Source organism: Streptomyces sp. NPDC020983, assembly GCF_044333485.1.
Taxonomy (GTDB): Bacteria; Actinomycetota; Actinomycetes; order Streptomycetales; family Streptomycetaceae; genus Actinacidiphila.
This window is the reverse complement of sequence record NZ_JBIRRA010000007.1, coordinates 490,250-501,396: the sequence shown is the minus strand read 5'-3', so window position 1 is coordinate 501,396 and position 11,147 is coordinate 490,250. Positions and strand designations below refer to the sequence as shown.

Below are 11,147 nucleotides of genomic sequence, written 5' to 3'. Positions count from 1 at the left end.
ACGGGGGGGGGGGGGGGGGGGGGGGGGGGGGGGGGGGGGGGGGGGGGGGGGGGGGGGGGGGGGGCGCCGCCCCCCCCCCGCCCCCCCCCCCCCCCCCCCCCACGACGACCCGGTCCGCATGCGAACTGCGGCTGCTACAGCAGCACAGGGTGGCGGCGAGGGCGAGGAAGCCCACACGTGGTCACGGGCGTGCCCGGTTGCCGCCGACCGCACCGGCACACCGACCGCAGATCGACCGAAGCCCCGCTCATCCGGTCGCGGGGTAGACGTTCATGTCGATGCCCACCGCGGCGTATTCGTTGATCATGTACGTGCTCGCGCCGTCGTAGAGGCCGCGGTCTTTGCCCGTGCGGGCGTCGAGGATGACGCAATCGGCGTCGGCGGTGGCGTAGACGGCGCCGTGGAAGGCGTTCACGACTTCGGGCTTCTTCCGTGAGGGGTCGTCCTCGGAGATGGTCCAGAGCACCTTGCGGCTCTGGGCGTCGATGGCCCGGACGGTCTCCTCGGTGTCGCACACGATCACGGACCGCTGGTCGTTGAAGCAGTGGAGGAAGGTGCCGTTCGGCCCGCTGGGGACGGGCCGGCCCGTGCGGCTGTCGCGCAGCGAGCCCGCGACGAAGAAGCCGCCGCCCACCTGCTCGACCTCCACGCCGGAACGGCCGTCCTGCTTCCAGAGCGGGGAGCCGTCCGTGAGGGCCAGGCCCGCGAGGGCGAGGTCATCGTCGTTGGTGTGCCAGCCGTCCAGGGCCTGGAAGGTCGCGTCGTCGCCGAGCTGAGCACCGATGACGACGCCGTCGTCCAGTGCGTCGCCGGCGAAGCCGTCCTTTTGCCAGGTCACTTGACGGGTCTTGAGGTCGATTCCGTAGGTGGTGGCGCTCTGGCCGCCGCTGCCGGAATCTTCGGTGCTGGTGAGGACCCTGACAGCCGCGGTTCCGTCCTCGGCACCGATCACCGCGGGCTCCAGGTCGCCGACGGTCGCCCCGTTCGGTGCCGGCAGCCGGACCGTCCAGGACACCTTGCCGCTGTCCGCGTCGACGGAACGCAGGTAGACGTCGGTCCGGTCGCGCTCGGTGCCCGAGCCCTTCGTGTAGTCGGCATACGCGAAGAGGACCGCCGTATGCCCGTCCTGCTGGGCGAAGACCGGGGGGATGGTCTGGTCGTCGCTCGGCTCGCCCTCCTTGCCGGTGTACCAGTCCTTGCGGCCCAGGTCGGACGACCACAGCTTCCGCCCGGAGTGGGTGTCGTAGGCGTCGAGGGCCTTGGAGGTCCGGTGGTACAGCACGGGGCCGAGCAGGGCGAACCCCCAGGCTTTGACGTCCTCGTCCACGGGCAGCGCGAGCTGTTTGCCGAACCTTGCCGGAGGATCGAAAGCCTTCGCCTTCGCCGCGGCCGGAGGTTCGGCGCCGGAGGCCGCACCCGGGGCCCCGGCGTTCGCGTCCGTCCCGGAGGCGCCGTCGGAACAGCCCGCCAAGCCGAGCAGCACGGCCACGAGAGCCAGATGCGTGACGTGCTGGTGCGTGGCTCGCACAGTGATCTCCTCCATTTGGGTAACTCCGCGGCATCCTAATGTCGTTGTCCTCGCCACGCATTCGCCTGGTACTCCAGCAGAGGATCGCGCCATGAACTGGTGGTTGGCTGCGCCGCGGCGGCGGAACCCGGACGGCTTCCGAGGATGCGCGGGAAGCCGTCCGGCAGTCCCCGGGGAGGCGAAGCGGATGGCGAAGGCGTCGATGTTCACCGGGGACGGCGCAGCACCGACGTTGACGGGAGGGTGGCAGCGGCTGTCGGATCCGTCTGTCGCTCCTGCGCTCAGGAGGGGTGTCGGACCGGTTCTGCTCCGGTGTGGATCAGGAAGTCGGTGAGTACGTGGGCGAGTCGTTCGGGCTGGTCCTCGGGGATGAGGGTGGACGAGTCCGCGATCTCGACCAGTCGGCCCTGCGGGTACAGTTCGGCCAGGCGGGGGCCGTGCTCACGCGGCATCAATCGGTCCTCGGTCGCCCAGACGACCAGTACCGGTCGGTCGAAGTCACGCAGCCGCTCGCTCCAGGCGAGCAGGGTCCCGCGGTCGGGCGCACCGGTGGCGAATTTGGCGAAGTCCCTGCGGATGGCCCTGCTGCGGGTGGCGGGAGCGAACCAGTCGTCCATGATCTCGTCGGGGACCCCGAGCAGGCTCATCCCGCCGTATCCGCTCCGGCTGTGGCGGAAGGCGGGGATGCGCATGAGGCGCGTCAGGAGCCAGACGCCGCCGGGGATCCTGCACAGCTGCACCATGGCCTTGGCCGGCCCTGGGGGAAAGTTGTCGAAGGCCTCGCAGGCCACCAGTACCAGGCGCGCGACGTTCTGGTGCCGGCCTTCCGACACCAGGAACTGGCCCCCTCCCCAGTCATTGAGAACGAGGGTCACCTGGCCCAGGCCGAGCCTGTCGATGAACTCGCCCAGGAGCCGGGCGACACCGCGCTGGGACAGGTCGGCATCCGGGTGCATCGGCTGGCGGTGACCGCCCAGGGGCAGCGTGGGCAGGACGCAGCGGTAACCGTCCAGCAGCGGGACCACCTTGCGCCACTGGGTCTCGTTCATCGGCAGCCCGTGGCCGAACACCAGCACCGGCCCCTCACCGCCGGTGTCCTGGTAGTCGATCGGTCCGCACGACAACTCTGTCCTCGGCATCCCAACCCCCTTGCTCACGCCACGACGCTACGGTGCCGGACTGCGCGGCGGGCGGTGTTCCACTCTGTGCTTTGCAGGAAGTATGTGTCGTAGGCCTCTTGGACTTCCAGGAGGCTTTCCGGGGGGGCCTGGCCGAGTGCGATGCGTTGCAGGTGGTGGAAGTAGCCGAAGCGTTCCACGCCTGGTGTGACGACGACGAGCAGGTCGGCGTTGCTGCCGGGTGCGGCGGCGAAGGCGTGGGGGCGGCCGGGTGGGACGACGACGAGGTCGCCGGTCCTCGCGGTCAGCACTTGGTCGGCGGACAGGATGTGCGCGGTTCCGTCGAGGAGGTAGAGCATCTCGGTGCAGCTGTTGTGCCGGTGCGGTGGTGCGCCGTCGGCGCCGTCGAGGAGCGTGATGCGCAGGGTGGACAGCGCGCCGCCGGTCGCGCTGCTGTCGGCGAGGAGCTGCGCGGTGGTGGGGGCCCGGCCGACGACCTCGGTGTCGGTGGAACGGACGATCGCGGACCCGTCGTAGCCGGGCACGATCAGCGACATGGCGAACTCCTCGATTCGGTGGGCTTCGGGCGGAGGCGTGGGTGGTGCGGGGACCTGCGGTGAGTCGACCGGGAGTGCGGGCGGACGGGGACGGTCCGGCGAAGGCGGCGCACCCCCCGGGGGCTACCGGTGTGGGCCGCTGGTCCAACGGGCCTGAGGCCCCTGCGGTGCCGGTGCGAGGAGCGCGCCAGGCCCGGCATGACGGAGTAGGCGAAGGCCGCGAACAGGCCCGCCATCAACCCGGTCGCGAGAGCGCTCAGGACCAGGTGACCTGCTGCAGGGATTTCATACGTGATGCCCTTCGTTCCAGACGCCGGTGACGACACTGCGGCGCGAGCAGCCGGCGACATCCCGCGGAAAGCGGACCAAAGCACGCCGGACGCCGACGGCGAGGTGGGCGATTGCGGCCGCCGCGGACAGAGGGTGAGGTGTCCGAGCCGGTCCGTGCCGTCCTCGGGCGCCTGCGCCCGGGCAATCGCAGCGGCGTACTGCTGAGCGGTGAGTGGGTCGTGGTCAATGCGCCGCCCGGTCGCCGCGCGGATTGCTGGCAATGTGCCGTGGCGTCACCGGCTTCGGGAACGCAGGGCTTGTTCGAGGGTCTCTCTGCCCTGGAAGTGGAGGGCGGTCCAGCCCGCGGCGCGTGCTGCGTCGGTGTTGGTGACGCTGTCATCGATGAAGAGGATGTCTTCCGGGCGCGCGCCCAGTTGTTTCGCAGCGGCGTCGAAGGCGGGGAGAGCGGGCTTTCGGTGTCCGAGGCGGTGGCTGAACAGCAGGTGGTCGAAGCAGTCGAACATGAGGGGGTACAACCGCAGCAGCACTTCCTGCTCCAGCGGGCCGTTGTTGGTGAACAGCGCCAATTGCCGGGAGCCGCGGTGACGCTCCAGCATCTGCCGGAAGGCGTGGTCGGGCCGGAAGGCGCTGCACCAGGCGGTGTCGAGATCGTCGTCGCTGCCGGTGAAGCCGGTGGCGGCACGAATACGGTCCCGGATGTCCGCCGTGTATGGGTACGTGCCTGTGTCGCAATCGGCGCCGAACCCGGACCGCCACAGCAGCTCGTCCAGTCGGTCTGCGGGGAGCGCGAAGGTGTCAGCCATGCGTTGAAGGCGATGGGGGTGGTCGAAGTGGAACAGGACGCCGCCGAGATCGAGGACCAGGGTCTGGGGGCTCATGCGGTGACCTCGCGCGCGGCGGCCCGGATTTCGTCGAGCAGGAGGGTGAGGTCGTCCTCGGTGGTTTCCGGGTGCAGTATGCAGGCGCGCAGGGTTGCGGCGCCGGCGAGCTGCGTGCCGGTCAGGAAGGCGTGGCCACGGCGCTGCAGGGCGGTCGGTATTGCCTTGTTCAGTGCTTCCACCCGGTCTGTGGCGAGGCCCGGCGGGTGGTGGCGGAATGCGACGATGGATGTGACGGCCGGGGCGAGGAGTTCGAAGTCGTGCGACGCTTCGACCAGTGCGGCGAGGGTGCGCGCGAGTGCCGTGGTGTGCTGCACGAGGCGAACGGTGCCGTCCCGTCCGAGGTGGGCGATCGTAGCCCACACGCGCAGTGCGCGAAACGGGCGGGTCTGCTCGGGGCCGTACTCGGAGAACCAGCCGAGCTCCCCGGCGTCCTCGTCACGCAGGTAGGGCGGGACCAGGCTGAAAGCGTCGCGTGCACCGGCCGGCTCGCGGAAGAGGACGCAGCCGGCGTCGACGGGGACGCCGAGCCACTTGTGCGGGTCCAGGACCAGAGAGTTCGCCCGTTCCAGCCCGGCGTACCGGGGGGCGGCGTCCGGGGCGAGGATGCCGAGCGCGCCGTAGGCGCCGTCGATGTGGAACCACAGGCCGTGCTCACCGGCGATCGCGGCGATGTCGTCCAGGGGGTCGACGGCCCCGGTATTGACCGTTCCCGCGCTCGCGGCGACAAGAAACGGCCGCACTCCGGCCCGCTGGTCGGCCGCGATCAGACGGCGCAGCTCGCCGGTGTCCATACGGAATTCCGCATCGACCGGGACGGTGCGCAGGTGGCGGGTGCCCATGCCGAGGAGTTCGGCCGCCTTGCGCAGACAGCTGTGGGCCTCGGCGGACACGTAGAGCGCCAGCGGGCGGTGCCCGTACAGTCCGGTCTCGCGCACATCGTGGCCCTGGTCGCGGAGCACCTGGTGGCGGGCGGTGGCCAGGGCCACGACGGTGGCCATGGAAGCGCCGCTGGTCAGCAGCCCGGCTCCCGGGCGGTGGGGGAATCCCACCAGTTCCGCCAGCCACCGCACAGCGGTGCGTTCCAGCAGAACACCGGCGTGGTCTCCGCCCGCGCAACTGGGGTTCATGGCCGCGGCCAGGGACGCCGTCAGGACGCCAGCAGGCGAGGGCGGGGAGTTGACCCAGCCGAAGAACCGAGGATGCCCGTTGCCCATCGGATAGGGCAGGATGCGGTCGCGCACCTCGTCCAGCAGATCCGCCAGAGGGCGGCCGTCGACGGGCAGTGGCTGCTGGGTGAGCCAGGTGCGGTGCGCCTCGGGTACCGGCCGCCATACCGGTCCTCCTGCCACGCGCGCCAGGTGATCGGCTGCGAGGTCCGCCGCCGACCGGGCTGCTTTCCGCAGGTCATGCATTGTGCCGTCCCGGTGTGTGGTGGAGTGAGCCGGCTGCGTGGGCCAGCGCCATGGCCAGGTAGTACACGCACGTGTCGGTGGAGTCGTTGGCGAAGGCGTGTCGGCGGTTGCCGGGGAAATAGGCTGCGTCCCCGGCCTCGAGACGGTGGGTCACACCGTCGATGACCAGGCGCAGAGACCCCTGTTCCACGGCCACGTACTCGTGCGAGCCCGGCGCGTGCGGGGAGAACTCTCCTGCGTCCACGCCCGGTTCCAGGGTGGTGCGCATGAACTCGAATTCGATGTCCGGCAGGACCGGGGAGAGGATCCGTCGTTCCCACCCGGCGGGGTCACGGACCACCTGCTGCCGGTCCCTGGCGAGTACCACGGCGTCCGGGCGCACCGGTTCGTCCAGGAGCCGGGCGATCGAGGTGCCCAGCGCGGTCGCCAGGCGGTCGAGAACCAGCACGCTCGGTGTCTTCGCGCCGCGTTCCACCTCGGACACCATGCTCCGGCTCACACCGCTGACTTCGGCCAGCCGTTCCAGGCTGACCCCCCGGGCCCGCCGCTCGCCTCGGATCCTTGCCCCCAGCTCGGACATGGACAGCCCGCTGGTCAAAGTAGTGCCGTCACCCATATGCTCCACTATAGAGAAGGAGTTCCACTATCGGAAAGGGTTCCGCCGCGGCAGCGCCCGCATGGTCCGGGCCGCCAGGCCCGTCGGCGCCCCGCCCTCTCCGCAGCCTCTCGCGGCGACCGGCCGGGCCGACAGACGGGACAGGCGGCGGGCCGCGGCTCGGGCGCGGGGGTGGGGGCCGGCCCACCGTAGATTCGAACGGGGAATCGAACCAGCCTGGCGCCATGAGCGACGACCAGGGTCGGAAGGAAGAGGCGGCCGTCTTGCCGAAGGCCGACGGGCCGCTGGTGAAGGTCACCGTCCACGACGGCCAGCAGCTCTGCGCCGTCGTCAAGGGCCGGCGCCGCGAGACCGCGGATCTTGGTGGTTCGCCCTGTAGATCCACCTGCCAGCGGCCAGCACCACGTGGGGCACGCTGCGGGATGAAGCCGCGCCGGTCGCCTTCCGTGCCCCGGCCCGGCCGTCGAGCCTGTAGCGACAGGGGCAGCGCATATTTGCTGACGAGCAGCTTGTCCGACCAGGTTCGTATGAGGTCATGTGCGGGGAGGGCGGAGCCGACGTCTAAAATCCGGCCATGATTCAACTGACGCCAGCTGGCCCTTTCGGCAAGGACAGGCATCCGATGCTGCCTGTATCGCTGGACGAGCTGCTCGCCGATCTGCGCGAGTGCTTCCGGGCCGGCGCCGACGGTGTGCACCTCCATGTGCGCGACGAGTTGGGAGCTGAGACCCTGGCTCCGGCCCGGGTCAACCTCGTGGTCGCTCGCGTCCGGGAGCTCTGCGCAGAGCTTGGCACTCCGGTGGAGATCGGGCTGACCACCGGCGCCTGGATCCTTCCCCGACTCACTGAGCGAGTCGCGATGATCCGCGAGTGGGAGGGCGTGGACTGCGCGACCGTGAATCTGAGCGAGGACGGCTTCGAGCACGTGATGCAGGCACTACTCGATGCCGGAGTCGGCATCGACGTCGGCCTTTGGGCACCCCGTGAGCTTGACCTGCTGACTGCCTCCGGCTACCTTCCCGCGGCGCAGCGGGTCAGTATCGAGCTCGATCCGGGCGAGCCATACTTCCTGCAGGGCACGCCGGAAGAGTTGGCACAGCGCGTCAACGAGGCGCTGGACGACGCTGGGTCGGACTGTAGTCGGCTGACGCACGGGATGAACGACTGGACGTGGCCCCTCGTCGAGGACGCTTTCCGGCGCGGCCACGACACACGAGTCGGATTCGAGGACTCCGTCCTGCTGCCCGACGGCCGCCTGGCAGACAACAACGCCGACCTCGTACGAGCCGCCCTCGCAATGCAGTCAGACATCCGGGCACACAACGACTGAACTCAGCCTGCCTTGGCGGGTGCTTCTGCTCGGGCTCGGGTGCTGGCGAGGCGGTAGACACCTCACGGTGCCAAGCGGTCAAGCCGGGGTCGTGAGAGTCCCGGTAGCCTTCTGGCTGTTCGACTGCGGGCAGGGGGTGGGGATGCGATGGACGTAGCGCGGATCATGGAGTCGCTGGCAGAGCAGGGTGTGACAGCGTTGTTCAAGGTCGATGCCGAGCGCATGCGCGATGCGACGAAGCCCTGGACCTTCGTCGCGAGCGACGGTCCGTTTCGGGATGATCTCCTGGTTCGCACCGACGCCGTCTCTGCGGAAGCATGCCTGAAGATCTGCCTTCCGCGACTGCGTGAGCGTGGCTTGGTGATTCCCGATTGACGGCGCGGCCCAGGGTGGGCGACGAGCCGTGACAGAGCTTCCCGAAGGGTCGTGGCGATGGCGCTGACGTCCCAGGGGACGTCGGAGAAGTCGCCACCCGCCCCGTACGGAGCGGGCAACGGACTCGGAGGTCACGTACTCACTCCGTCGCTGCGCACCAAGGGCCCGATACCCATGACGAATTGAGTAGCTGCGCCGATAAGCACCCCCTGCCTTCTCGACAGACTTGGTCCCCTCCACGAGACAAGGGACCACACCGTGAAGATCAGCACAGGCGGCTCACGCCGCACCATCACTCTGCTCTTGGCAGGCGCCGCTGTCATCACCGGGCTCACCGCGGCCTGTTCTCTGGACACCCGGGAGGGCATGTGCATGCCCGACGAATACCCCGTGGCGGCTATCGGCTACGCCGGCGGCGGCGGATGTGTCAGCGAGGGCCAGAAACCGCCCAGCGGCACCGTCCGCTACCCCGCTGGCGAGGTACCGCAATACGTCGACGACAAGTGGGACAAGTACTGGCAGAATCATGCTCTGGATGCCCATGGCCACCTCATGAAGGACCCCAACCAGATCCGCCGCTCGTAACCGCGCCGAGACAGCCTCAACCACGCTTCGGACCAGCTCTCCCGCCAGGCCTGTATGCCTTGATGCACCAGCTGCGCTCCTGACCCTCCCCCGAGCGAGCACCGAAAGCTGGATCGCCCCTCCGTGAGGATCCGGCCCCCTGGTCACCGCGGTGGCACATTTGACCCGGCCGCTGTCGCCGAGCGTCCGTGTCCCGGCGTGGTCCCGCAGGGCGGCGAGGTTCCTCTCCCCACCTTTCCGCAGCGGCCGGCCGCGCTCCCGTCCCCGTGTCGGGGGCCGCGGTCGCACAGCCGCCGTTCGGCGGGGAGCATTCCCTTCCCTCCGGCCCTGCCCCGACCGCCCCTCTTCCCCACGAACGGCCGGACAGGGGAAGTCGGCATGGCGCCCACCTCGAAAACCCCGATAGACCTGCGCCGTACCGCTCCAGCCGCCGACCGCGGCGCAGAACGCCGTCCTGGACGGCCGCTTGCACGCCGACTATCCCCCGCGGACGACATATGGGCAGGTCAGACACCCAGCATCCCGACGAGAGAATCCAGAGACCGCCAAAATCACCCGGACATTCTGAAACCCCCATCGCGTAGGCGCAGCCACGGCGCAGAGAAGCCGGGCGATGACAGTGGAGAGGAACTGACCGGTGGTCCGTCCGGCGAGCGGTGCGCCGTGCGCCTCGTCGGGCCGGGATGGGCCGTGCACCCCGAAGCGCGCCTGTCCGCCTGCTCATTCCATTCGGATGCGAGTCCCTTGACGCAGCCTGGGGCACTGGAGGCGCCCTGATCCGTCCTGCCCGCCTGCGCCGGCGCTGCTCTCGCCGGGCGCCCCGCCCGACGCGGGTGCGACCCAGCCGGAGGAATTCTGCCTGGGGAACGCCGGACGGGGACGACGGGAACAGCGCCTTGAAGTCTTTCGGCGCCACGAGGCCGCTCCGACCACCGTTTTCGTCTCCGCCGTCCGGGCCGGGACAGGGCCCCGGCCCGGGGAGTTCAGTGGACCTTGTCGGCGGTCTCCTCGAAGGCCGGGGCCAAGGGGCTGGGGACGGGCTCCGGGCGACCGGGGAGCAGGAAGCTCGCGGCAAGCACGAGCACCACCGTGCCGAACACGAACCAGTAGGCGTCGTGGAAGCCCGTCGCGGTGGAGGCGCCACCCTGCATCTGCAGGATGAGTGTGATCACCGCGATGCCGACAGCTGCGCCGATCTGGTTGAGGATGTAGAGGGCGGAGCTGCCCTGCGGGACCAGGTGCGGCGGGAGCGTGCGGTAGAGCGAGCCCATGGTCGGAGCGCCGACGAAGCTGAGTCCCACGCCGAAGACGACTGCGCCCAGCACGGGCCGGACGTCGGAGGTCCCGTCGCCGATACGCGTCAGGACCGCCACTCCCACGAGGGCTGTCCCCGCGCCCCAGCGGGCGAGCGAGCGGGGTCCCAGCCGGTCGGAAAGCCGGCCGGCGAGCGGCATGGCGGCGGCGCAGCCGATCCCGTACGGCGCGAGGAGCAGGCCCGCGCCCAGCGCTCCCCGCCCGTGCAGTTGCTGGTAATACAGCGGCAGGATGAACAGGTTTGCGAACGTGGACATGCCGATCAGGGCCATGATCGCGACGGCGGCGGAGAAACTCGGCCGGGTGAACAGCCGCAGGTCGATCGGGGGCGGGGTACTGCGTACCCGCAGGGAGTGGGCGGCGTAGCCGAGCAGCACCGTGACGCCCGCGACCAGCGGCAGCCACACCTGCCGGACGCCGAACGCCCCGTGGTCGGCCGCGCGGGACATGGCCAGGACGAGCAGGGCCACACCCGGTCCGAGCAGTGCCACTCCCAGGAGGTCGAGGCGTACCCGAGCCGCCGGATCGCCCGGCGCGTCGGCGGGCAGCAACCGGCGCGCGCCGGCGAGCGCCACGGCGCCGAGCGGAAGGTTGATGAAGAAGATCCAGCGCCAGTCGAGGGCATCCAGTACGACGCCGCCGAAGATCAGGCCCAGCACCGGGCCCGATGACAGGACGATGCCCATCAAACCCATGACCCGCCCGGCCCGTGAGGGGCCGGCGGCCTGCGCCAGGATCATCAGAAGGAGCGGGTCGAGGATCCCGGCGCCGAGTCCCTGGACGACCCGGAAGACGAGCAGGCTCTCGATGTTCCAGGCGAGCCCCGCGGCCAAGGAGGCGGCCATGAACACGACGAGGCCGAAGGTCCAGAGCCGTTTCGTCCCGAACCTGCCGACGGCCCAGGTGGTCACCGGGATCGCGACGGTCAGCGCGAGCAGGTAACCGGTGGAGACCCATCCGATCGTGCTCAACGAGGTGTGGAAGTGCTGGGCGAGCGTGCGCACACCGACGGCCACCACCGTGCCGTCGATGATGCCCATCGTCCCGCCGAGGAGGATCATGCCGATCAGTCGTTTGAGCGCGGGTTCGAGCCGGTCGTCAGAGGCGGCAGTCGTCATGGGGGTTCGTCTCCGGGTGTGA

The 11,147-nt window shown here is 70.1% G+C and carries 10 protein-coding genes; 3 read left to right on the top strand and 7 right to left on the bottom strand.

Annotation, left to right across the window (positions count from 1 at the left end; genetic code table 11):
• Positions 1-247 precede the first annotated feature (247 nt).
• The 6 genes from ACH4SE_RS18925 to ACH4SE_RS18900 all read right to left on the bottom strand — a co-directional run bounded on the left by ACH4SE_RS18925 (position 248) and on the right by ACH4SE_RS18900 (position 6,403).
• Positions 248-1,528, bottom strand: coding sequence for a PQQ-binding-like beta-propeller repeat protein (locus ACH4SE_RS18925; RefSeq protein WP_398544531.1), 1,281 nt, complete (start codon positions 1,526-1,528; stop codon positions 248-250).
• Between the two features lie 281 nt (positions 1,529-1,809).
• Positions 1,810-2,667 carry an alpha/beta fold hydrolase gene (locus tag ACH4SE_RS18920; protein WP_398544530.1) on the bottom strand — a complete coding sequence of 286 codons (858 nt, stop codon included), beginning with the start codon at positions 2,665-2,667 and terminating at the stop codon, positions 1,810-1,812.
• A 14-nt stretch (positions 2,668-2,681) separates the two neighbouring features.
• Entirely contained in the window at positions 2,682-3,203 is a 522-nt protein-coding gene (locus ACH4SE_RS18915) for a cupin domain-containing protein (protein ID WP_398544529.1), read from the bottom strand.
• 563 nt (positions 3,204-3,766) lie between these two features.
• On the bottom strand, positions 3,767-4,372 hold the full coding sequence (locus ACH4SE_RS18910) for an HAD family hydrolase (RefSeq protein WP_398544528.1): 606 nt from the start codon (positions 4,370-4,372) through the stop codon (positions 3,767-3,769).
• On the bottom strand, positions 4,369-5,724 hold the full coding sequence (locus ACH4SE_RS18905; protein WP_398544527.1) for a pyridoxal phosphate-dependent decarboxylase family protein: 1,356 nt from the start codon (positions 5,722-5,724) through the stop codon (positions 4,369-4,371). The genes ACH4SE_RS18910 and ACH4SE_RS18905 overlap by 4 nt, the downstream gene beginning before the upstream one ends.
• A gap of 55 nt (positions 5,725-5,779) precedes the next feature.
• Positions 5,780-6,403, bottom strand: a complete 624-nt coding sequence (locus ACH4SE_RS18900; RefSeq protein WP_398544526.1) for a helix-turn-helix domain-containing protein — start codon at positions 6,401-6,403, stop codon at positions 5,780-5,782.
• 574 nt (positions 6,404-6,977) lie between these two features.
• Here ACH4SE_RS18900 and ACH4SE_RS18895 point away from each other — a divergent pair.
• The 3 genes from ACH4SE_RS18895 (at position 6,978) to ACH4SE_RS18885 (ending at position 8,693) form a co-directional block, all read left to right on the top strand.
• On the top strand, positions 6,978-7,733 hold the full coding sequence (locus tag ACH4SE_RS18895) for a 3-keto-5-aminohexanoate cleavage protein (RefSeq protein WP_398544525.1): 756 nt from the start codon (positions 6,978-6,980) through the stop codon (positions 7,731-7,733).
• A gap of 147 nt (positions 7,734-7,880) precedes the next feature.
• Complete coding sequence (locus tag ACH4SE_RS18890; RefSeq protein WP_398544524.1) at positions 7,881-8,108, top strand: hypothetical protein; 228 nt, start codon at positions 7,881-7,883, stop codon at positions 8,106-8,108.
• 258 nt (positions 8,109-8,366) lie between these two features.
• A complete protein-coding gene (locus tag ACH4SE_RS18885) occupies positions 8,367-8,693 on the top strand; it encodes an SCO0607 family lipoprotein (RefSeq protein WP_398544523.1) in 327 nt (108 codons plus the stop codon).
• Between the two features lie 983 nt (positions 8,694-9,676).
• On the opposite strand, the gene ACH4SE_RS18880 is transcribed toward ACH4SE_RS18885, so the two are convergent.
• Entirely contained in the window at positions 9,677-11,125 is a 1,449-nt protein-coding gene (locus ACH4SE_RS18880) for a DHA2 family efflux MFS transporter permease subunit (protein WP_398544522.1), read from the bottom strand.
• Between the last annotated feature and the right edge of the window lie 22 nt (positions 11,126-11,147).

Coding starts and splice junctions, on each gene's coding strand:
- ACH4SE_RS18880 (WP_398544522.1), bottom strand. CDS start 11,125: ATGACGACTGCCGCCTCTGACGACCGGCTCGAACCCGCGCTCAAACGA.
- ACH4SE_RS18900 (WP_398544526.1), bottom strand. CDS start 6,403: ATGGGTGACGGCACTACTTTGACCAGCGGGCTGTCCATGTCCGAGCTG.
- ACH4SE_RS18890 (WP_398544524.1), top strand. CDS start 7,881: ATGGACGTAGCGCGGATCATGGAGTCGCTGGCAGAGCAGGGTGTGACA.
- ACH4SE_RS18920 (WP_398544530.1), bottom strand. CDS start 2,667: ATGCCGAGGACAGAGTTGTCGTGCGGACCGATCGACTACCAGGACACC.
- ACH4SE_RS18915 (WP_398544529.1), bottom strand. CDS start 3,203: ATGTCGCTGATCGTGCCCGGCTACGACGGGTCCGCGATCGTCCGTTCC.
- ACH4SE_RS18895 (WP_398544525.1), top strand. CDS start 6,978: ATGATTCAACTGACGCCAGCTGGCCCTTTCGGCAAGGACAGGCATCCG.
- ACH4SE_RS18910 (WP_398544528.1), bottom strand. CDS start 4,372: ATGAGCCCCCAGACCCTGGTCCTCGATCTCGGCGGCGTCCTGTTCCAC.